This window comes from Kitasatospora sp. NPDC028961 (assembly GCF_055564815.1).
Map to the genome: position 1 here is coordinate 175,349 of NZ_JBVHVO010000011.1, position 23,617 is coordinate 198,965.

Sequence of the window (23,617 nt, forward strand, 5' to 3'; positions counted from 1 at the left end):
GGCCGCGTCACCACGACCGGGCCGGCCGACAGGAACCGGCTCACGAAACAGCAGGGAAGAATCCATGAGCACTGCTCTTGAGGAGCACCGCCTCGCCATCATCGGCGCCGGTGTGATGGGTACCAACATCTCGGCGCTCGCCCTCGGCCACGGCGTCTCCGTCGTCCTGGTCGACGTCGACGAGACCGTGCTGGAGACGGCCCGGCAGACCATCCGGCAGAAGCTGCGGCACGCCCAGCTCATGGGCGTCCTGCCGGCCGACCGCCCGCAGGGCACGCTGACCACCAGCGTCAACCTCGACGACATCGCCGAGGCCACCACCGTGGTCGAGGCCGTCACCGAGGTCGACAAGGTCAAGCAGGAGGTGCTCTCCGCGGCCTCCCGGGTCGTGACGCCCGGCACCACCCTGATCTCCAACACCTCGTGCATCCCGATCGACGAGATGGCCGAGTGGATCGTCCGCCCCGAGGACCTGGTGGGCGTGCACTTCATGAACCCCTCCTACATGATCAAGATGGTCGAGGTCATCCGCGGCCCGCGCACCGACCCGGCCGTCCTGGAGCAGGCCACCGAGCTGCTCACCGTCCTCGGCCGCGAGGCACTCGTCATCGAGGACTCGGCGGGCTTCGTGATCAACCGCCTGCTCCACCCGCTGATCAACACCGCGGCCATGCTCGTCCAGGAGGGCGTCGCCTCCGTCGAGGTCGTCGACGGCCTGCTGGAGGGCTGCCTCGGCCACTCCACCGGCCCGCTGCGCACCGGCGACCTGATCGGCCTGGAGAACCTGGTCGACTCCCTCAACGTGCTCTACGAGCGCCGCGGTGACGAAAGCTGCCGCCCCTGTGACCTCCTGCTCGAAAAGGTGCGGGACGGCCACCTCGGCCGGAAGACCGGCCGGGGCTTCTACGACTACGGAAAGGTCGCGTCATGACCGTCCACGGGGACAACACTCCGCTGACCGCTGAGACCCTCCAGAAGGAGATCCTCGGCTTCCTCGCCGAGCGCATCAAGACCGACGTCGAGCTGGACCAGGACCTCTTCGCCTCCGGCGTGGTCTCCTCGATGTTCGCCATGCAGCTCGTCGTCCACCTGGAGGACGCCTACGACATCGCCATCGTCGGCGGCGACCTCAAGCTCGACAACTTCCGCACCGTCGGGGGCATGGCCGGCCTCGTGCTGCGCCTGCGCGGCGACGCGGTGGCGGCCGGGAATGCCTGACCGACCGGCCGACGAGCGCGCCCTCATCGGCGAGCTCGTCGGCTCCCGGGCCGGCTCCTGGGACGTCGCGGGCGAACTGCCCCTCGACGTGCTGCGCACGCTCGGCGCCAAGGGCCTGCTGTGCGCGCAGGTGCCGGCCTCCTACGGCGGCCTCGGGCTGAGCAGCCAGGACAACGGCGAACTCACCGCGTACGTGGGGAGCCTGTGCAGCTCCCTGCGGTCCATCATGACCTCGCAGGGCATCGCGGCCTGGACCATCCAGCGCTTCGGCGACCGCGAGCAGCGGCGCACCTTCCTGGCGGAGCTGACCGGCGGGAAGCTCACCGCGGTCGGCTTCAGCGAGCCGGGGGCCGGCAGCGACCTGGCGGCCATGCGCACCCGGATCAAGGCCGACGGCGACGGGTTCGTCATCGACGGCGAGAAGAAGTGGGTCACCGGCACCCGGTACGCCGACTTCGTCGTCGTCATCGGCCGGCAGGGGGACAGCGACGGCGCGGCCGCCGCGATCGTCCCCGTCGACGCGCCGGGCGTGCACATCGACCTGGTACCCCAGCCGATGGGCTGCCGGGCCGCCGGCCACGCCAACATCCGCCTGGACAACGTCCGGCTGCCGGCCACCCACGTGCTGGGCGGCGGCGGGCAGCCCCTGTCGATGCTCTTCACCACGGCGCTCTCCTACGGGCGGGTGTCGATCGCGTGGGGCTGCGTCGGCATCCTGCAGGCCTGCCTGAGCGCCGCCACCCGGCACGTGAAGCACCGGCACCAGGCGGGCGTGGCGCTCGCCGAGCACCAACTCGTCCGCGGGCACCTCGCGGAGCTGCTCGTCGCCGAGCAGGTCTCGCGGCGCAGCTGCGAGCACGCCAGCCGGCAATGGGACTCCGCCGCCCCGGACATGGGGCTCACGGCGGTCCTCGCCAAGCACGTCAGCGCGAACCACGCGGCCCGCGGTGCCGCCACCGCGGTCCAACTGCTCGGATCGACCGGTGCCGAGGACGGCCACGTGGTGGCCCGCGCGTTCCGGGACGCCAAGCTCATGGAGCTCATCGAAGGCAGCAACGAGATCTGCCGGCTGATCCTGGCGGACCACGCCCTGTCGATTTCCGACTGACGTCCATCCGACCGAAGTCCGACCGAAAGCTGGTAGGAGACCCCCGTGGCTGAGAAGCCAACCCTCGTGAAGTGCCTGGTCTGGGACCTGGACAACACCGTCTGGGACGGCACGTTGCTGGAGGACCCGACCGTCGAACTGTTCCCCGGAATCCACGACACCATCGTCGAGCTCGACTCCAGGGGAGTCCTGCACTCGGTGTCGAGCAAGAACGACCACGACCTCGCCTGGAAGCGGCTCGAAGACCTGGGCCTCGCCGAGTACTTCGTGCATCCCCAGATCGGGTGGGGGCGCAAGTCCGACGCGGTGAGGCTGATCGCCGAGCGGCTGAACTTCGCGGAGACGGCCGTCGCCTTCATCGACGACCTGCCCACCGAGCGCGCCGAGGTCAACTACCACGCGCCCGACATCCGTTGCTACCCGGCCGAGCGGGCGGCCGAGCTGACCGCACTGCCCGAGTTCAGCCCCGAGATCGTCACGGTCGACGCCCGGCGCCGCCGGGAGATGTACCAGGCGAGCTTCCGCCGGGACGCCGAGAAGGACACCTTCAGCGGCCCCGACGAGGAGTTCCTGCGCACCCTCGACCTCGTCATGGAGATCAAGCGCGCCGACCAGGAGGACATCTCCCGGGTCGAGGAACTGACCCTGCGCACCAGCCAGATGAACGCGACCGGCGTCCACTACTCGGACGCCGCGCTGCGTGCGCTGCTGGTCGACCCGGACCACGAGGTCCTGACCGTCAACCTCACCGACCGCTTCGGTCCGCACGGCGCCGTGGGCGTGCTCCTCCTGGAGCGCCACGCGGATCTGTGGCACCTCAAGCTCCTCGCGACCTCGTGCCGCGTGGTGACCTTCGGTGCCGGCGCGGTCATCCTCAACTGGCTGATCGACCAGGCGGCCCGCTCCGGCGCCCACCTCGTCGCCGACTTCCGGCGCACCGAGCGCAACCGCATGATGGACATCGCCTACCGGTTCGCGGGCTTCGCCGACGACCCCTGCGCCTGCCAGGCCGTCCTCGGCGAGCCCGCCGGGGAGGGCGTCCAGCGCCTGCACCTGGTCGCGGACCGCCGCGAGGGGCCGACGACGATGCGGCTGGACTCGCCCGAACTCGCCGCGGCCGCCCCGGAGAAGGACGCCGTCGCCCGAGGGTGAGCGGTACCGGGACTCCCCGGTCGAACGGAAAGGCGCGCCGATCAACCGGCGCGCCTTTCTCGGTTGAACACGTGGTCCTCCGGACGGAGCGGCTCATATCCTGACCGTCGGGGGCTCCGGCGGGCCATTTCCCGGATTTCCTCGCACAGCTCCAGTGCGGTTCTTCGACGCAGCTTTCTGTGCGGCCGTTCTGTTCAGCCCTTTTGCATTGCTGTTCTCCTTGGCTGAAAGACATTCGACCAGGTATCGCACTCCCAGACTCCGGAATGCCGAGGGATTTGTGAACGAGACTGATGGGCCGGCCCTGACGGAACGTGCCGCTGCCGGTGCGGAGCCGTTGGCGATCGTCGGCATGAGCTGCCGCTACCCCGGCGGGGTCCGTTCGCCCGAGGACCTGTGGAGCCTGCTGTCCGAACGCCGGGACGCCCTCTCCGACTTCCCCGCGGACCGGAACTGGAACCTCGAATCCCTCTACGACGCCGACCCGGAGAGCCCCGGGAGGACCTACCTCACCCGGGGCGGCTTCCTCGACGACGCCGCCGGTTTCGACGCCGCCTTCTTCGGCATCCCGCCGCGCGAGGCGCTGGCGATGGACCCGCAGCAGCGGCTGCTGCTGGAGACCTCGTGGGAGGCCCTGGAGCGCTCCGGCATCACCCCGTCCGCGATCCGGGGCACCCGGACCGGCGTGTTCGTGGGCGCCGAGCCGAGGGAGTACGGCCCCCGGCTGCAGGAGGCGCCGGAGGGTGTGAAGGGCTACCTGCTCACCGGCACCACGACCAGCGTGATGTCCGGCCGGATCTCCTACCTGCTCGGGCTGCACGGGCCGTCCCTCACGGTGGACACCTCCGCCTCCAGCTCCCTGGTCGCCATCCACCTCGCCGTGCAGGCGCTGCGATCCGGCGAGTGCTCGCTGGCGCTCGCCGGCGGCGTGTCCGTGATGGCCACCCCGGGGAACTTCGTCGCGTTCAGCGGGCTGCGGGCGCTGTCCTCGGACGGCGTCTGCCGGCCGTTCTCGGCCGCCGCCGACGGCACCGTCTGGTCCGAGGGCGCCGGCCTGATCGTCCTGGAACGGCTGTCCGACGCCCTGCGCAACGGCCACTCCGTGCTGGCCGTGCTGCGCGGCTCGGCGATCAACTCCGACGGGACCAGCGACGGCCTGACCGCCCCGAACGGCCGCGCCCAGCAGGCGGTCATCCGCCGCGCCCTGGCGAACGCGAGCCTGTCCGCCGCCGACGTCGACGCGGTGGAGGCACACGGCACGGGCACCCGGGTCGGCGATCCGATCGAGGCGGGCGCGCTGCTCGCCACCTACGGCCGGGAGCGCCCGGAGGGCCGGCCGCTGTGGCTCGGCTCGGTGAAGTCCAACATCGGGCACACCCAGGCGGCCGCCGGTGTGGCCGGGGTGATCAAGATGGTGCTGGCGCTCCAGCACGGCGAGTTGCCCGCCATGCTGCACGCGGAGGAGCCGTCGCCGCAGGTGGACTGGTCGGCGGGTGCGGTGCGGCTGCTGGCCGAGCCGGTGCCGTGGCCCGCCGGGGAGCACACGCGGCGCGCGGGCGTGTCGGCGTTCGGGATCAGCGGGACCAACGTCCACGTCGTCCTGGAGGAGGCACCGCCGGCTGTCGAGACCGCCGAGGTGCCCGACGTGGCGCCGGTCCTCCCGGGCGCCGGTGCGTGGCTGGTGTCGGGCCGGCCGGCCGAGGGGCTGACGGCCCAGGCGGAGCGGCTGCGCGACTGGGTGACGGCCCGGCCGTCGGTGGAAGCGGCGGACCTGGCGGCGTCGCTGGCGACCACCCGGGCGACGTTCGAGCACCGGGCGGTCGTGCTCGGGGCCGAGCGCGCCGAGCTGGTGGCCGGCCTGGAGAGCCTGGCTGCCGGGACGCCCTCGGGTTCGGTGGTGTCGGGTGTGGCGCGGGCGGGTGCCCGGGCGGGTCTGGTCTTCGCGGGTCAGGGTTCGCAGTGGGTCGGGATGGGCCGGGGCCTCTACGAGGGCAGCGCGGTCTTCGCCGAGGTCTTCGACCGGGTGTGCGGGCTGCTGGAGCTGGAGTTGGGCGTCTCGGTCCGGGACGTCGTGCTCGGCGCCGAGGGTGTGGACGAGGCGCTGGCGCAGCAGACGCTGTACGCGCAGGCCGGTCTGTTCGCCTTCGAGGTCGCTGTCGCGGCGGTGCTGGCGGCTGCGGGCGTGACGCCGGACGCGGTGGTCGGTCACTCGGTGGGCGAGGTCGCGGCCGCTTATGTGGCCGGGGTGCTGTCGCTGCCGGACGCGGTGCGGCTGGTGGCGGCGCGGGCGAGGTTGATGCAGGCGCTGCCGGACGGCGGGGCGATGGCGGCGGTCAACGTCCCGGAGGCCGAGGTGCTGGCGGAGCTGGTGCCCGGGGTGGTGATCGCGGCGGTGAACGGCCCGGATTCTGTGGTGGTTTCGGGTGAGGCCGACGCGGTGGACCACGTGGTGGAGCTGTGGCGGGAGCGGGGCCGCCGGGTGCGGCGCCTTCGGGTCTCGCACGCCTTCCACTCCCCGGCGATGGACCCGGTGCTCGACGAACTCACCGCCGTCGCGGCCGGGTTGGAGTACCACCGGCCGGCTGTGCTGTGGGCGGGCGCGCTCACCGGTGAGCTGGTCACCGAGCCCGAGGCGGGCTACTGGCCGGCCCAGACGCGGGGAGCGGTGCGCTTCGCCGACGCGGTGGCGACGCTGGCCCGCGAGGGCATCTCGGTGTTCATCGAGGTCGGCCCCGACGGGTCACTGTCCTCGCTCGGCGCGGACATCGTGGCCGGCACCGCGAAGGACGAGCCCGACTTCGTCCCGCTCCAGCGGCGCGACGACGAAGGCACCACGAGCCTGGTGACGGGCCTGGCCCGCGCCTTCGTGCACGGCGTGCCGGTGGACTGGCGTGCGGTCCTGCCCCCCGGGAGGCCGGTGGAGCTGCCGACGTACGCCTTCCGGCACAAGCGGTTCTGGCTCGACAGCGGCCCCTCCGCGCAGCTGATGGAGCTGCCGCTCGCGGCGGACGACACGGCCGGGGCACCCCCGCTCGACGCCGCCGACGGATTGCTGCGCCGGCTCACGGGCCTGTCGCGGCCCGAGCAGGACCAGGTGGTCCTCGACCTGATCGCGGCGCACGCCGCGGCCGTCCTCGGACACCCCTCCGCGCAGGCGCTCGACCCCGCGCACACCTTCAAGGAACTCGGCTTCGACTCGGTGACCGGGGTCGAGCTGCGCAACCGGCTGAGCAGCGCGGTCGCCCTGCGGCTGCCCACCACACTGATCTTCGACTACCCGACCCCGGTGGCGCTGTCCGAGTACCTGCGGGCGCAGACGCTGGGGCACACCGACGACACCGCGGCGGCGGCCCGGACGGCGGCGGCCGCCGACGAGCCGATCGCGATCGTGGCGATGAGCTGCCGCCTCCCCGGTGACGTCAGCGCCCCCGAGCAGCTCTGGGACCTGCTGGCCACCGGCGGCGACGCGGTCGGCGAACTCCCCACCGACCGGGGCTGGGACCTCTCGCAGCTCTTCGACCTGGACGCGGAGCGAGCCGGCACCTTCTACACGCGTGGCGGCGGATTCATCACCGGAGCCGGGGAGTTCGACGCCGGGTTCTTCGGGATCAGCCCGCGTGAGGCGCTGGCGATGGACCCGCAGCAGCGGCTGCTCCTCGAACTGTCCTGGGAGGCCTTCGAGCGGGCGGGCATCGACCCCAGGCGGCTGCGCGGCTCGGCGACCGGCGTCTTCGTGGGCGCCTCCTCGTCCGGCTACGGCGCCAACGCGCCCGAGGAGCTCGAAGGGCACCTCCAGTCGGGCATCGCGCCCAGCGTGATCTCCGGCCGGGTGGCCTACACGCTCGGCCTCGAAGGGCCGGCGCTCACCGTCGACACGGCATGCTCGTCCTCCCTGGTGGCACTGCACCTGGCAAGCCAGTCGCTGCGGTCGGGGGAGTGCTCGCTGGCGCTGGCGGGCGGCGTCACCGTGCACGCCACCACGGCGTGGCTCGCCTGGTTCAGCCGACAGCAGGGCCTCGCGGCGGACGGCCGCTGCAAGGCGTACTCGGAGCAGGCCGACGGCATGGGTATGGCCGAGGGCGCCGGCATCATCGTGCTGGAGCGGTTGTCGGACGCGCTGCGCAACGGGCACAAGGTGCTCGCGGTGGTGCGGGGTTCGGCGGTGAACCAGGACGGTGCGTCCAACGGTCTGACGGCGCCGAACGGGCCGTCCCAGCAGCGGGTCATCCGAGCGGCCCTGGCGGGCGCCGGGTTGTCGGCGGCCGAGGTGGACGTGGTCGAGGGCCACGGCACCGGGACCAGGCTGGGCGATCCGATCGAGGCGCAGGCGTTGCTGGCGACCTACGGCCAGGACCGGCCGCAGGACCGGCCGCTGCTGCTCGGCTCGCTGAAGTCCAACATCGGGCACACCCAGTGGTCCTCGGGTGTCGCGGGCGTGATCAAGATGGTGCTCGCCCTGCAGCACGAGCAGGTGCCCCAGACGCTGCACGCCGAGGAACCCTCCTCGCACGTCGACTGGGAGGCGGGCGCGGTCCGGCTGGCGACAACTGCGGTGGCCTGGCCCCACTCCGAGGAGCGGCCGCGACGCGCAGGTGTGTCGTCGTTCGGCATCAGCGGGACCAATGCGCACGTGATCATCGAGCAGGCGCCGGTGCAGGATGCTCCGGTGGCCCGTGCCGATGGTGTCGACCTGCCGGTGGTGCCGTGGTCCCTCTCGGGGCGGTCGGCGGAGGGTCTTGCGGGTCAGGCGGAGCGGTTGGCGGCGTTCGTTGAGCGTGCTGATCCTGATGCTGATGTCCTGGACGTGGGTTGGTCGTTGGCGGTGTCGCGGGCGGCGTTGGAGCAGCGGGCGGTGGTGCTCGGTGCGGACCGTGAAGAGCTGCTGGCCGGCCTTGCGGCGCTGGCCGAAGACCGCGAGGTTCCCGGTGTGGTGACCGGGTCCGTGGGTGGTGCGGGCAAGGTCGGGTTCGTGTTCACCGGCCAGGGTGCGCAGCGCGTTGGCATGGGGCAGGGGCTCTACCAGGCTTTCCCGGTGTTCGCTGAGGCGTTCGACGCGGTGTGCGCGGGTCTGGCTGAGCACTTGGACGGTTCGCTGGCGGGTGTGATCCGGGGTGAGGGCCCGATCGACGAGACGGGCTGGGCGCAGCCCGCTTTGTTCGCCGTTGAGGTTGCCCTTCACCGTCTGCTTCAGTCGTGGGGTGTGAGCCCCCAGGTGGTGGCCGGGCACTCGATCGGTGAGCTGGCCGCGGCGCATGTGGCGGGGGTGTGGTCGCTGGAGGACGCCTGCGCGGTGGTAGCCGCGCGTGGCCGGCTGATGCAGCAACTTCCGTCCGGTGGTGCGATGGTGGCCGTCGAGGCCACGGAGGAGCAGGTCCTCGAAGCGATGGCGGGTCGTACCGGTGTCGGTATCGCCGCGGTGAACGGCCCCAAGGCCGTGGTGATCTCGGGCGTCGAGGACGAAGTGCTGCAGGCTGCCGCGCAGTTGGCTCAGGCGGGCGCGCGCACGAAGCGTCTCCAGGTTTCCCACGCCTTCCATTCCCCGTTGATGGAGCCGATGCTGGAGGAGTTCGCCCGCGTCGTCGCCGCCGTCAGCTACCGCATGCCCAAGCTGACCATGGTTTCCGCCCTGACCGGTCTCCCGGTGACGGGCGAGGTCACGGACCCGGCCTACTGGGTGAAGCATGTCCGCGAGGCGGTCCGCTTCCACGACGCCGCGCAGGCCCTTCGTGCCGCCGGTGTGCGGACGTTCGTGGAGATCGGCCCCGACGGTGTGCTGTCCGGCATGGGCCCGCAGACCCGTACGGACGACCAGGGCGAGCCCGAGGTCTGGCTCCCGCTGCTCCGTCGCGGCCGTGACGAGCCCCGCGCCTTGATGACCGCGCTTGCGAAGCTCTTCGTGCGGGGTGTGCCGGTCGCCTGGGAGCAGGTCTATGCGGACACCGGCGCCCAGCAGGTCGACCTGCCCACCTACGCCTTCCAGCGGCAGCGCTACTGGCTGACCGCGACGGCGGGCAGCCGTGCCGAGGACCTCGGTCTGGAGAACCCCGGACACCCGCTGCTCGGCGCGGCCGTCACCCTGCCGGCCACCGGCGGAGTGGTCCTGACCGGAAGGCTGTCACTCGCCGCGCAGCCCTGGCTGGCCGATCACGTGGTCGCCGGGCAGGTCGTCGTCCCCGGCGCCGCGCTGGTCGAGATGGCCGTGCGCGCGGGCGACGAGGCCGGCTGCACCCGGGTCGAGGAACTGGTCATCGAGGCGCCGCTGGTCCTCCCTGCGCAGGGTGGCGTCCGGGTCCAGGTGACGGTGGACGGTCCCGACGAGTCCGGTCGCCGGGAGCTCGGTGTCTACGCCCAGGCCGAGGAGGCCGCGCCCGACGGGGAGTGGACCCGGCATGCGTCGGGCACGCTGTCGGTCGCCACGGCGTCGGCCGACAGCGTGCCGGCCGAGTGGCCCCCGGCAGGCGCCGAGGCGGTGGACCTCGAAGGGTTCTACCCGGCGCTGGCCGCCAGCGGCCTCGCCTACGGACCGGCGTTCCAGGGGATACGGGCGGCCTGGCGGCGCGGCGAGGAGCTGTTCGCCGAGGTCGCGCTGCCGGACGGCGTGAGCGCCGCCGACTTCGGGCTGCACCCCGCCCTGCTGGACGCCGCCCTGCACGTGATCGTGGGGACGGGTGAGCGCCGGGACCGGCTTGAGGTCCCGTTCTCCTGGGGGAACGTCGACCTGCATGCCACCGGCGCCGCCCTGGCCCGGGTCCGGGTGACCCCGGAGCTGACCGGTGAGGGCGTGTCGCTGACGCTGGCCGACGCGACGGGCGCGTTGATCGCCTCGGTCGGTTCGCTGGTCCTGCGGCCCTTCGCGGGCACCGCGGCACCCGCGAGCGACGGCCTGTTCGGCGTGGAGTGGGTCCCGGCTGCCCTGGCCGACGCGGAAACGGAGGGCGGCCGGTGGGCCGTCCTCGGGACCATGGAACTGCCGGGCGCGGAGTCGTTCCCGGATCTGGCGGCGCTGGTGGCGTCGGCGGAGGCGGCCCCTGAGGTCGTGGTGGTGCGGGTCGTGCCGGAGCCGGGTGACGTCCCGGCCGGGGCCCGTCGTACGGCCGCCGACGTGCTGGGTCTGGTGCAGGAGTGGCTGGCGGCGGAGTCCCTGTCCGGGTCCCGTCTGCTGGTGGTGACCGAGCGGGCCGTCGACGCCGGGCCGGAGGCGCCGACGGACGTCGCGGCCGCTCCGGTGTGGGGCCTGGTCCGGGTGGCGCAGGCGGAGAACCCGGGCCGGATCGTCCTCGCCGATGTCGAGGACGCCTCCATGGAGGTGCTGCGCCAGGGCGTGGCCTCCGGTGAGCCGCAGTTCGCGGTGCGGGCCGGCCAGCTGCGGGTGCCCCGGCTGGCGCGCGTCGCGGAGGGGTTGCCGGTCCCGGCGGAGCGGGTGTGGAGTCTGGGCTTCGACGAGCGCGGCACGCTGGAGAACCTCACCCTGCTGGGTGCCGAGGAGGCGGGTGCGCTCGCCGCCGGTCAGGTGCGGGTCGCCCTGCGTGCGGCGGGCGTGAACTTCCGCGACGTGCTCAACGTGCTGGACATGTACCCGGGTGACGCGGGCCGGCTGGGCCTGGAGGGCGCCGGTGTCGTGCTGGAGGTCGGTCCGGGCGTGACCGGGCTCCGGCCGGGCGATGCGGTGATGGGCCTGTTCACGGGCGCGTTCACCACCGAGGCGGTGACCGACCAGCGGCTGCTGGCCCCGGTGCCGTCCGGATGGACGATGGCGGAGGCGGCCGGTGCGCCGCTGGTGTTCCTGACCGCCTGGTACGCGCTGGTGGAGCTGGCCGGCCTGCGGCGGGACGAGCGGGTGCTGGTCCACGCCGCCGCCGGTGGCGTGGGCATCGCGGCGGTGCAACTGGCCCGGCAGCTGGGGGCGGAGGTGTTCGCGACGGCGTCGCCCGCCAAGTGGGCGGCGGTGCGCGGGCTGGGTGTCGGTGCGTCGCACATCGCGTCGTCCCGCACGACCGACTTCGAGGAAACCTTCCGGACCGCGTCCGCCGGCCACGGGGTGGACGTGGTGCTGGACTCCCTGGCCGGGGAGTTCGTGGACGCGTCGCTCCGGCTGACCCGCGCGGGCGGCCGGTTCGTCGAGATGGGCAAGACCGACATCCGTGACCCGGAGCAGGTGCGCCGCGACCACGGGGTCGCCTACCGGGCGTTCGATCTGCTGGACCTGGACCCGGACGTGCTCGGCCGGATGCTGCGGTCGCTGACCCTGCTGTTCGAGGAGGGCGCCCTGCGGCCGCTGCCGGTGGCCTGCTGGGACGCACGCCGCGCGGTGGACGCCTTCCGGTTCCTGAGCCAGGCGCGGCACATCGGCAAGGTCGTCCTGACCCTGCCCGCGACGGCCGCCGGGGCGGGCACGGTCCTGGTGACCGGCGCGTCCGGTGCGCTGGGCGGTCTGGTGGCCCGGCACCTCGCCGAGAGCGGGCGGGCCGGGCACCTGGTGCTGGTCTCGCGTCGGGGCATCGAGGCCGCCGGGATGCCGGAGCTGGTCGCCGACCTGGAGGCGCTGGGCGCCGAGGTCACGGTGGCGGCCTGCGACGCGGCCGACCGCGAGGAGCTCGCGGCCGTCCTGGCGGGTGTGCCGCTGACGGGCGTCGTGCACGCCGCCGGGATCGTCGACGACGGGATCGCGGCCTCGCTGAGCCCGGAGCGGGTGGCGGCGGTGATGCGGCCGAAGGCCGACGCAGCCTGGCACCTGCACGAGCTGACCCGCGGCCTCGACCTGGACATGTTCGTCCTGTTCTCCTCGATCGCCGGCGTCTGGGGCAACCCGGGCCAGGCCAACTACGCGGCCGGGAACACCTTCCTGGACGCGCTGGCGGCCTCCCGCCGCCGGGCCGGTCTGCCCGCCGCGTCCCTGGTGTGGGGGCCGTGGGAACACGGCATGACCGCCAAGCTCGACCGGGCCGACTGGCAGCGGATGTCCCGCCAGGGGCTGAAGCCGCTGCCCGCGGCCGACGGTCTCGCCATGCTGGACACGGCGGCCCGCGCCGCCGACGCCCTGACCGTGACGGCCAAGCTGGACCTCGCCGCCCTGCGCCGCTCGGGCGAGGTCCCGCCCTTCCTGTCCGGTCTGGTCCGAACCGGGCATGCGGGCCCGCCCGCCCGGCGCACGGCCGGCGGTCCGGCCGCCGACGGCCGGAACGCGCTGAGCACCAGGCTCCTGGCGCTCGACCCCGCCGAGCGGACCGCCGCCGTCCTCGACGTGATCGCGGCGCAGGCCGCCCTGGTGCTGGGCATGGCCGGACCGGAGAGCATCGAGGCCGGCCGAGCCTTCCGCGAGACCGGCTTCGACTCGCTGACCTCCGTGGAGCTGCGCAACCGGCTGAACTCGGCGACGGGCCTGCGCCTGTCGGCGACGACGGTCTTCGACTACCCGACGCCGGCGGCGCTGGCCGGGTTCATGCTGGGCGAGCTGGTCGGCGCGGCCGAGCCCGGCCCGGCGGGGGCCGCGCCCGCGGCCACGGCCGGCGTGCCCGCCGACGAGGACCCGGTGGTCATCGTCGGCATGGGATGCCGGTTCCCCGGCGGGGTGTCGTCCCCCACCGAGTTCTGGGAGCTGCTGGAGGCGCGCCGGGACGCGATCGGTCCGTTCCCGACGGACCGCGGCTGGGCGCCGGACGTCCACGATCCGGACCCGGAGGCGGTCGGCAAGAGCCTGTCCGGCGAGGGCGGATTCCTCTACGACGCCGGGGAGTTCGACGCCGGGTTCTTCGGGATCAGTCCGCGTGAGGCCATCGCGATGGACCCGCAGCAGCGACTGCTGCTGGAGACGTCGTGGGAGGCGCTGGAGGACGCCGGGATCGACCCGAACACGCTGCGCGGCTCCGCGACCGGTGTCTTCGCCGGCCTGATCTACCACGACTACCTGCCGTTCGGCGCGGTGTCCGAGAACGTCGAGGGCTATGCCGGCACCGGCGGCTCGGGCGGGGTCGCCTCCGGGCGGGTGGCGTACGCACTGGGCCTGGAGGGCCCGGCGGTGACGGTGGACACGGCGTGCTCCTCGTCGCTGGTGGCGCTGCACCTGGCCTGCCAGTCGCTGCGCTCGGGGGAGAGCACGCTGGCCTTCGCCGGCGGCGTCAACGTGATGTCGACGCCCGGCACCTTCATCGACTTCACCCGGCAGGGCGGTCTGGCCGCCGACGGCCGGTGCAAGGCGTTCGCGGAGTCCGCGGACGGCACCGGGTGGGGCGAGGGCGTCGGCGTCCTGGTGCTGGAGCGGCTGTCGGACGCGCGGCGCAACGGTCACAAGGTGCTCGCGGTGGTGGCCGGTACGGCGGTCAACCAGGACGGCGCGTCCAACGGTCTCACCGCCCCGAACGGGCCGTCGCAGCAGCGGGTCATCCGGGCCGCGCTGGCCGGCGCCGGGTTGTCGGCAGCCGAGGTGGACGTGGTCGAGGCCCATGGCACCGGCACGCGGTTGGGTGACCCGATCGAGGCGCAGGCGCTGCTGGCGACCTACGGCCAGGGGCGACCGGAGGACCGGCCGCTGCTGCTGGGGTCCGTGAAGTCCAACATCGGGCACGCCCAGGCGGCCGCCGGTGTGGCGGGTGTCATCAAGATGGTCGCGGCGATGCAGCGCGGTGTGGTGCCGGCGACCCTGCACGTGGACGCGCCGTCCTCGCACGTGGACTGGGAGGCGGGCGCGGTCCGGCTGGTCACCGAGGCGCAGCCGTGGCCGGATGCCGGGCATCCCCGGCGCGCGGGTGTTTCGTCCTTCGGGTTCTCCGGGACCAATGCGCACGTGATCATCGAGCAGGCGCCGGAGCAGGATGCTCCAGTCGCACGTTCCGGTGGTGTCGAACTGCCGGTGGTGCCGTGGTCCCTCTCGGCGCGGTCGGCGGAGGGTCTTGCCGGTCAGGCGGAGCGGCTGTCGGCGTTCGTTGAGCGTGCTGATCCTGATGTCCTGGACGTGGGTTGGTCGTTGGCGGTGTCGCGGGCGGCGTTGGAGCAGCGGGCGGTGGTGCTGGGCTCGGACCGCGAGGAGTTGCTGGCGGGTCTTGCGGCGCTGGCCGAGGGCCGTGAGGTTCCCGGTGTGGTGATCGGGTCCGTGGGCGGTGCGGGCAAGGTCGGGTTCGTGTTCACCGGCCAGGGTGCGCAGCGCGTCGGTATGGGGCAGGGCTTGTATGCCGCCTTCCCGGTGTTCGCCGACGCCTTCGACGCGGTGTGTGCGGGGCTGGCTGAGCACTTGGACGGTTCGCCGGCGGGTGTGATCCGGGGCGAAGGTTCTCTCGACGAGACGGGCTGGGCGCAGCCCGCACTGTTCGCCGTTGAGGTGGCGTTGTTCCGTCTGCTTCAGTCGTGGGGTGTGAGCCCGCAGGTGGTGGCCGGGCACTCGATCGGTGAGCTGGCCGCAGCGCATGTGGCGGGGGTGTGGTCGCTGGAGGACGCCTGCGCGGTGGTGGCCGCGCGTGGCCGACTGATGCAGCAACTTCCGTCCGGCGGTGCGATGGTGGCCGTCGAGGCGACCGAGGGCGAGGTCTTCGAAGCGATGGCGGGTCGTACCGGTGTCGGTATCGCTGCGGTGAACGGCCCTCGCGCTGTGGTGATCTCGGGTGTCGAGGACGAAGTACTGGAGGCTGCCGCGCAGTTGGCCGCGTCCGGCGCACGCACGAAGCGTCTGCAGGTCTCGCACGCGTTCCACTCGCCGCTGATGGAGCCGATGTTGGAGGAGTTCGCCGGCGTCGTCGCCGCCGTGAGCTACCGCGTGCCCAAGCTGGCGATGGTCTCCGCCCTGACCGGTCTCCCGGTGACGGACGGGGTCACGGACCCGGCCTACTGGGTGAAGCACGTTCGCGAGGCGGTGCGCTTCCACGACGCCGCGCAGGCCCTGCGTGCGGCCGGCGTCCGGACGTTCGTGGAGATCGGCCCCGACGGTGTGCTGTCCGGTATGGGCCCGCAGACCCGTACCGACGACGGCGAGTCCGAGGTCTGGCTACCGCTGCTGCGCCGGGGCCGTGACGAGCCCCGCGCCCTGCTCACCGCCCTCGCGAAGCTCTTCGTGCGCGGTCTGGCGGTCGAGTGGGGCGAGGTCTTCGCGGGCACCGGCGCCCAGCGGATCGACCTGCCCACCTATGCCTTCCAGCGGCAGCGTCACTGGCTGCCGGCCGCTGCCGCCGCGGTGGACGCGGTCGGGCTGGGCCAGTCACCGGCGCGTCATCCGCTGCTGGGCGCGGCGGTGACCCTGCCGGCCAGTGGGGGTCTCGTGCTGACCGGGCGGCTGTCGCTGGCCGGACAACCGTGGCTGGCCGATCACGTGGTCGCCGGGCAGGTGGTCCTGCCGGGGACGGCGCTGGTCGAGATGGCCGTACGGGCCGGGGACGAGACCGGGTGCGGGCGGGTCGAGGAACTGGTGATCGAGGCGCCGTTGGTGCTCCCGCCGCAGGGCGCGGTCCGGGTGCAGGTCACGGTGGACGAGGCGGACGAGTCCGGCCGGCGTGCCGTGGCCGTCTACGCCCAGGCCGAGGACGCGGCGTTCGCGGAGGAGTGGACCCGTCATGCGTCGGGCACGCTGACGCCGGTCGCGCCGGAGGCGGTGGAGGCGCTGACCGAGTGGCCGCCGGCGGGTGCCGTGGCGGTGGACCTCGAAGGCTTCTACTCGGCGCTGGCCGACAGCGGTCTCGCCTACGGTCCGGTGTTCCAGGGGATACGTGCGGCGTGGCGGCGTGGCGAGGAGTTGTTCGCCGAGGTCGCGCTGCCGGACGGTGTCAGCGCGTCCGGGTTCGGGCTGCACCCCGCCCTGCTGGACGCCTCCCTGCACGTGATTGTGGGCACGGGCGAGCGCTTGGCGCGGCCGGAAGTGCCGTTCGCCTGGGGCGATGTGGTGGTGCATGCCGCGGATGCGGTGGCTGCCCGGGTGCGGGTCACGCCTTTGGGTGAGGGCGTGTCGCTGACCCTGGCCGATGCCACGGGTGGGTTGATCGCCTCGGTGGGTTCGGTGGTCCTGCGCCCCTTCGCAGCGGTGGCGGCGCCGGCTCATGGTGACCTGTTCGGTGTGGAGTGGGTTCCGGCTGACCTGACCGGCGCCGCGACGGAGGGTGGTCGGTGGGCTGTCCTCGGGACGGCGGAGCTGGCGGGCGCGGAGTCGTTCCCGGACTTGGCGGCGCTGGTGGCGTCGGCGGAGCCGGCCCCTGAGGTCGTGGTGGTGCGGGTTGTGCCGGATGCGGTGGACGAGGTCCCGGCTGTGGCTGGTCGCACAACCGCTGACGTGCTGGGTCTGGTGCAGGAGTGGTTGGCGGCGGAGTCCCTGTCCGGGTCCCGTCTGCTGGTGGTGACGGACCGAGCGGTGGACGCCGGGCCGGAGGCGTCGATGGACGTCGCGGCTGCTCCGGTGTGGGGCCTGGTCCGGGTGGCGCAGGCGGAGAACCCGGACCGGATCGTTCTGGCCGATGTGGACGAGATGTCCGCAGAGCTGCTGCGCCTGGGCGTTGCCTCGGGTGAGCCGCAGTTCGCGGTGCGGGCCGGCCAGGTGCGTGTACCCAGGCTGGTACGAGTGCCGTCCACGGCTGCGGCTGTTGCCGGGGACCGTCCGGGCACGGTGCTGATCACAGGCGCGTCGGGTGCGCTGGGCGGTCTGGTGGCGCGGCACCTCGCGGAGAGCGGGCGGGCCGAGCACCTGGTCCTGCTGTCGCGTCGGGGCATCGAGGCCCCCGGAATGCCGGAGCTGGTCGCCGACCTGAAGGGCCTGGGTGTCGAGGTCACGATCGCGGCCTGCGACGCGGCCGACCGCGAGGAACTCGCCGACGCGCTCGCGGGTGTGCCGCTGACGGGTGTCGTCCACGCGGCCGGGATCGTCGACGACGGGCTCGTCGCCTCGCTGACCCCGGAGCGGGTGGCGGCGGTGATGCGGCCGAAGGTCGACGCCGCCTGGCACCTGCACGAGCTGACCCGCCACCTGGACCTCGACATGTTCGTCCTGTTCTCCTCGGTGGCCGGCGTCTGGGGCAACCCGGGTCAGGCGAACTACGCGGCGGGGAACACGTTCCTGGACGCCCTGGCCGCCCACCGGCGGTACGAGGGCCTCCCCGGTGTGTCGCTGGCGTGGGGCCCGTGGGAGAACGGCATGGCCGGCGGTCTCACCGACGCCGACTGGCGCCGGCTGTCCCGTCAGGGGCTGAGGCCGCTGCCCGCGGCCGACGGGCTCGGCATGCTCGACGCGGCCGCCCGCGCCGCCGCGCCGCTCGTGGTGACGGCCAGGCTGGACCTGGCCGCCCTGCGGAACTCCGGCGAGGTGCCGCCGCTGCTGACCGGTCTGGTCCGCGCCGGGCACCAGGGCTCCCGCACCCGCCGCTCGGCGGGCCGGGCCGCCGTCGGCGCCCAGAACGCGTTGGCCGCGCGGCTGGCCGGCCTGGGGCCGGACGAGCAGCGGGAGGTGGTGCGGGAGCTGGTCCTGTCGCAGGCCGCCCTGGTGTTGGGGATGGCCGGACCGGCCGGCCTGGACGCCGAACGTTCCTTCCGGGACGTCGGGTTCGACTCGCTCACCGCCGTCGAACTGCGCAGCCGACTGAGCAATGTGACGGGTCTGCGGCTCTCGGCGACGATCGTGTTCGACTACCCGACACCGGCGGCCCTGGTCGGCCACCTGGTGGGCGAGCTGGTCGGTGGGGTCGAGCCCGTGTCGGCGGGCTCCGCACGGTCCGTGGTCCGACGCGCGTCGGCCGAGGACGACCGCGTGGTGATCGTCGGGATGGCGTGCCGGTTCCCGGGCGGGGTGTCGTCGCCAGGTGAGTTCTGGGAGCTGCTGGAGTCGCGCGGGGACGCGATCGGCCTCTTCCCGACCGACCGCGGCTGGCCCGGCGACGTGGTCGATCCGGATCCGGACGCGGTGGGCAAGAGCGTGTCCGGTGAAGGCGGATTCCTCTACGACGCTGCCGAGTTCGACGCGGAGTTCTTCGGGATCAGCCCACGTGAGGCGGTCGCGACGGATCCGCAGCAGCGGTTGTTGCTGGAGGCGTCGTGGGAGGCGTTGGAGGACGCGGGGATCGACCCGACGGGGCTGCGGGGCAGTGCGACGGGGGTGTTCTCGGGGCTCTTCTATCACGACTACCTGCCGTCGCACTTCGTGCCGGAGGAGGTCGAGGGGTACCTGGGGACGGGTGGCACGGGTTCGGTGGCCTCGGGGCGGGTGGCGTATGCGCTGGGGCTGGAAGGTCCGGCGGTGACGGTGGACACGGCGTGTTCGTCGTCGCTGGTGGCGCTGCACCTGGCCTGCCAGTCGCTGCGCTCGGGGGAGAGTTCGCTCGCGCTGGCCGGTGGTGTGACGGTGATGTCGACGCCCGGCACGTTCATCGACTTCTCGCGGCAGCGCGGCCTTGCGGCCGACGGGCGCTGCAAGGCGTTCGCGGAGTCCGCGGACGGTACGGGCTGGGGCGAGGGCGTCGGCGTCCTGGTGGTGGAGCGCATGTCCGACGCGCTGCGCAACGGGCACCGCATCCTGGCCGTGGTCGCCGGTACGGCGGTCAACCAGGACGGCGCGTCCAACGGTCTGACGGCGCCGAACGGGCCGTCCCAGCAGCGGGTCATCCGGGCGGCCCTGGCCAACGCCGGTCTGTCGGCGGCCGAGGTGGACGTGGTCGAGGGCCACGGCACCGGCACGCGGTTGGGTGACCCGATCGAGGCGCAGGCGTTGCTGGCGACGTACGGCCAGGACCGGCCGCAGGAGCGGCCGCTGCTCCTGGGGTCCGTGAAGTCCAACATCGGTCACGCGCAGGCCGCCGCCGGTGCCGCAGGGATCATCAAGATGATCGCCGCGATGCAGCACGGTGTGGTGCCGGCGACGCTGCACGCGGACGAGCCGTCCTCGCGGATCGACTGGGAGTCGGGCGCCGTCCGACTGGTGACCGAAGCGGTGCCGTGGCCGGATGCCGGGCACCCCCGGCGCGCGGGTGTTTCGTCCTTCGGGTTCTCCGGGACCAATGCGCACGTGATCATCGAGCAGGCGCCGGACCAGGACACTTCGGGCTCCGGTTCCGGTGGTGTTGAACTGCCGGTGGTGCCGTGGTCCCTTTCGGCGCGGTCGGCGGAGGGTCTTGCCGGTCAGGCGGAGCGGCTGTCGGCGTTCGTTGAGCGCTCTGATGCTGATGTCGTCGATGTGGGTTGGTCGTTGGCGGTGTCGCGGGCGGCGTTGGAGCAGCGGGCGGTGGTGCTGGGCTCGGACCGCGAGGAGATGTTGGCCGGTCTTGCGGCGTTGGCCGAGGGCCGGGAGGTTCCCGGTGTGGTGACCGGGTCCGTGGGCGGTGCGGGCAAGGTCGGGTTCGTGTTCACCGGCCAGGGTGCGCAGCACGTTGGCATGGGGCAGGGCTTGTACGAGGCGTTCCCGGTGTTCGCCGAGGCGTTCGACGCGGTGTGTGCGGGTCTGGCCGAGCACTTGGACGGTTCCCTCGCCGCCGTCATCCGGGGTGAGGGCCCGATCGATGAGACGGGGTGGGCGCAGCCCGCACTGTTCGCCGTCGAGGTTGCCCTTCACCGGCTGCTGGAGTCGTGGGGTGTGAGTCCCCAGGTGGTGGCCGGTCATTCGATCGGTGAGCTGGCGGCGGCGCATGTGGCGGGGGTGTGGTCGCTGGAGGACGCCTGCGCTGTAGTGGCCGCACGCGGCCGGCTCATGCAACAACTGCCCTCCGGCGGTGCGATGGTGGCCGTCGAGGCGACGGAGGAGCAGGTCTTCGAAGCGATCGCGGGCCGGGCCGGTGTCGGTATCGCCGCGGTGAACGGCCCCAAGGCTGTGGTGATCTCCGGCGTAGAGGACGAAGTACTCGATGCGGCAGCGCAGTTGGCCACGTTCGGCGCACGCACGAAGCGTCTCCAGGTTTCCCACGCCTTCCATTCCCCGTTGATGGAGCCGATGCTGGAGGAGTTCGCCCGCGTCGTCGCCGCCGTCAGCTACCGCACGCCCAAGCTGACCATGGTCTCCGCCCTCACCGGTGTCCCGGTGACGGGCGAGGTCACGGACCCGGCCTACTGGGTGAAGCATGTCCGCGAGGCGGTCCGCTTCCACGACGCCGCGCAGGCCCTTCGTGCGGCCGGTGTGCGGACGTTCGTGGAGATCGGCCCCGACGGTGTGCTGTCCGGCATGGGCCCGCAGACCCGTACGGACGACCAGGGCGAGCCCGAGGTCTGGCTCCCGCTGCTCCGTCGCGGCCGTGACGAGCCCCGCGCCTTGATGGCCGCCCTCGCGAAGCTCTTCGTGCGGGGCGTGCCGGTCGCCTGGGAGCAGGTCTATGCGGACACCGGTGCCCAGCAGGTCGACCTGCCCACCTACGCCTTCCAGCGGCAGCGCTACTGGCTGACCGCGACGGCGGGCAGCCGTGCCGAGGACCTCGGGCTGGAGAGCGCAGGGCACCCCCTGCTGGGCGCGGCGGTCACCCTGCCGTCGAGTGGTGGCGTGGTCCTGACCGGGCGGCTGTCATTGGCCGCGCAGCCCTGGCTGGCCGATCACGTGGTCGCCGGGCAGGTCGTCGTCCCCGGCGCCGCGCTGGTGGAGATGGCCGTGCGCGCGGGCGACGAGGCCGGCTGCACCCGGGTCGAGGAACTGTTGATCGAGGCGCCACTGGTGTTGCCGCCCCAGGGCGGGGCGCGGGTGCAGGTGACGGTCGACGAGGCGGACGAGTCCGGCCGCCGTGCCGTGGCCGTCTACGCCCAGGCCGAGGAAGCGGCGCAGGAGGAGGAGTGGACCCGGCACGCCGCCGGTGTTCTCGCTCCGGCCGACACGTCTGCCGATGTTCACGGCGATCTGGCGCAGTGGCCGCCGGCGGGTGCCGAGGCGGTGGATCTTGACGGGTTCTACCCGGGGCTCGCCGACAGCGGCCTCGCCTACGGTCCGGTGTTCCAGGGGGTGCGGGCGGCGTGGCGGCGTGGCGAGGAGCTGTTCGCCGAGGTCGCGCTGCCGGACGGGGTGAGCGTGACCGACTTCGGGCTGCACCCCGCTCTGCTGGACGCCGCCCTGCACGTGATCGTGGGCACGGGCGAGCGCCTGGCGCGGCCGGAAGTGCCTTTCGCCTGGGGCGATGTGGTGGTGCATGCCGCGGATGCGGTGGCCGCCCGGGTGCGGGTCACGCCTGTGGGCGAAGGCGTGTCGCTGACCCTGGCCGATGCCACGGGTGCGTTGATCGCGTCGGTCGGTTCGGTGGTCCTGCGGCCTTTCGCGGGCGCCACGGCACCCGCGAGCGACGGCCTGTTCGGCGTCGAGTGGGTTCCGGCTGCCCTGGACGGCGCTGCGACGGAGGGTGGTCGGTGGGTTGTCCTCGGGACGGCGGAGCTGGCGGGTGTGGAGTCGTTCCCGGATCTGGCGGCGCTGGTGGCGTCGGCGGAGCCGGCCCCTGAGGTCGTGGTGGTGCGGGTCGTGCCGGAGCCGGGTGATGTACCGGCTGCGGCTGGTCGCACGGCTGCCGGTGTGCTGGGTCTGGTGCAGGAGTGGTTGGCCGCGGAACGGCTGGTCGGGTCCCGTCTGCTGGTGGTGACCGAGCGGGCCGTCGACGCCGGTCCCGAGGCACCGACGGAGGTCGCGGCCGCTCCGGTGTGGGGTCTGGTTCGGGTGGCGCAGGCGGAGAACCCTGGCCGGATCGTTCTGGCCGATGTCGACGAGATGTCCGCAGAGTGGTTGCGCCAGGGCGTGGCCTCCGGTGAGCCGCAGTTCACGGTGCGGGCCGGCCAGATACGTGTACCCAGGCTGGTGCGAGTGCCGTCCACGCCTGCCGCCGACTCGGGTGGCCGTCCGGGCACGGTGCTGATCACAGGCGCGTCCGGTGTGTTGGGCGGTCTGGTGGCCCGGCGCCTCGCGGAGAGCGGGCGGGCCGAGCACCTGGTCCTGCTGTCGCGTCGGGGCATCGAGGCCGCGGGGATGTCGGAGCTGGTGGCCGACCTGAAGGGCCTGGGTGTCGAGGTCACGGTCGCGGCCTGCGACGTGGCCGATCGCGAGGAACTCGCGGACGTGCTGGAGGGTTTGGCGCTGAACGGTGTCGTCCACGCGGCGGGTGTTCTGGACGACGGGCTCGTCGCCTCGCTGACTCCGGAGCGGTTGGCGGCGGTGATGCGGCCGAAGGTCGACGCGGCGTGGCATCTGCATGAGCTGACGCGCGAGCTGGACCTGGACATGTTCGTCCTGTTCTCCTCGATCGCGGGTGTGATCGGTAACGCGGGTCAGGCGAACTACGCGGCGGGGAACACGTTCCTGGACGCGCTGGCCGCTCACCGGCGGCACGAGGGCCTGGCCGCGGTGTCGTTGGCGTGGGGCCCGTGGGAGAACGGCATGGCGGGTGAGCTCTCGGCTGCGGACCGTCGCCGGATGGGCCGGCAGGGTCTGCGGCCATTCTCCGACGCACGTGGGCTCGCCGTCCTGGAGGCGGCCCTCGGACGGCCCGAAGAACTCTTCGTGGCAGCGGAGTTGAACCTGGCCGCCCTGAAGGGATCCGGCGAGGTCCCGCCGCTGCTGTCCGGTCTGGTGCGCGGATCGCGGGCCGGTGGGTCGGCCCGTCGATCGGTCGCGGAGCCTGCCGCCGACGGTCGGAGTGCCCTGGCCGCGCGGCTGGCCGGGCTGGGGCCGGACGAGCAGCGGGAGGTGGTGCGGGAGCTGGTGCTGTCGCAGGCCGCTCTGGTGCTGGGGATGGCCGGTCCGGGCAGTCTGGACGCCGAACGTTCCTTCCGGGACGTCGGGTTCGACTCGCTCACCGCCGTCGAACTGCGCAACCGGCTGAACAGCGCCACCGGCCTGCGGCTGCCGGCCACGGCGGTCTTCGACTACCCGAGCCCGACGGCCCTGGCCGACTTCCTGGCCCAGGAGACCTTCGGGTCGGTCGCCGAGGTGTCGGGCGCCCTGGCGGCGTACTCCGGACTCGACCGGCTCGAAGCCTCGGTCACCGAGCTCCTGGGCGACGAAGACGCCCGGGCCCGGGTCACGGCGCGGCTCAAGGACATCCTCTCGGCGCTGAGCGACACCGCCGGGTCCGGCGAGGGCGACGAGGGCGCCTCGGTCGCCGAGACGATCCAATCGGCCAGTGACGACGACATGTTCGACTTCATCGACAACCAGCTCGGGCTCTGAGTACGTCGCCGTACCACCGTGCGAAATGAGGAAGGCGTCCATCGGATGGCGAACGAAGAGAAGCTCCG

The 23,617-nt window shown here is 73.0% G+C and carries 4 protein-coding genes and 2 pseudogenes; all 6 read left to right on the forward strand.

The window, feature by feature from the left end:
* The first annotated feature begins 64 nt into the window (after window positions 1-64).
* Entirely contained in the window at window positions 65-931 is an 867-nt protein-coding gene (locus ACZ4UX_RS21010) for a 3-hydroxyacyl-CoA dehydrogenase family protein (RefSeq protein ID WP_329490248.1), read from the forward strand.
* Window positions 928-1,218 (forward strand): acyl carrier protein, encoded by a 291-nt coding sequence (locus ACZ4UX_RS21015; RefSeq protein ID WP_329490249.1) that lies wholly within the window; start codon window positions 928-930, stop codon window positions 1,216-1,218. The genes ACZ4UX_RS21010 and ACZ4UX_RS21015 overlap by 4 nt, the downstream gene beginning before the upstream one ends.
* A complete protein-coding gene (locus ACZ4UX_RS21020; RefSeq protein WP_329490250.1) occupies window positions 1,211-2,326 on the forward strand; it encodes an acyl-CoA dehydrogenase family protein in 1,116 nt (371 codons plus the stop codon). Before ACZ4UX_RS21015 ends, ACZ4UX_RS21020 begins: the two co-directional genes overlap by 8 nt.
* A gap of 45 nt (window positions 2,327-2,371) precedes the next feature.
* Window positions 2,372-3,478, forward strand: a complete 1,107-nt coding sequence (locus ACZ4UX_RS21025; RefSeq protein ID WP_329490251.1) for an HAD-IIIC family phosphatase — start codon at window positions 2,372-2,374, stop codon at window positions 3,476-3,478.
* Window positions 3,479-3,770: 292 nt separating this feature from the next.
* Window positions 3,771-21,707, forward strand: a pseudogene (locus tag ACZ4UX_RS21030) (SDR family NAD(P)-dependent oxidoreductase); the annotation flags it as partial.
* A gap of 93 nt (window positions 21,708-21,800) precedes the next feature.
* Window positions 21,801-23,549, forward strand: a pseudogene (locus ACZ4UX_RS21035) (type I polyketide synthase); the annotation flags it as partial.
* Between the last annotated feature and the right edge of the window lie 68 nt (window positions 23,550-23,617).

Bases quoted from the DNA above. Each gene is read 5' to 3' on its own strand.
- ACZ4UX_RS21015 (WP_329490249.1), top strand. From the start codon at position 928: ATGACCGTCCACGGGGACAACACTCCGCTGACCGCTGAGACCCTCCAG.
- ACZ4UX_RS21020 (WP_329490250.1), top strand. From the start codon at position 1,211: ATGCCTGACCGACCGGCCGACGAGCGCGCCCTCATCGGCGAGCTCGTC.
- ACZ4UX_RS21010 (WP_329490248.1), top strand. From the start codon at position 65: ATGAGCACTGCTCTTGAGGAGCACCGCCTCGCCATCATCGGCGCCGGT.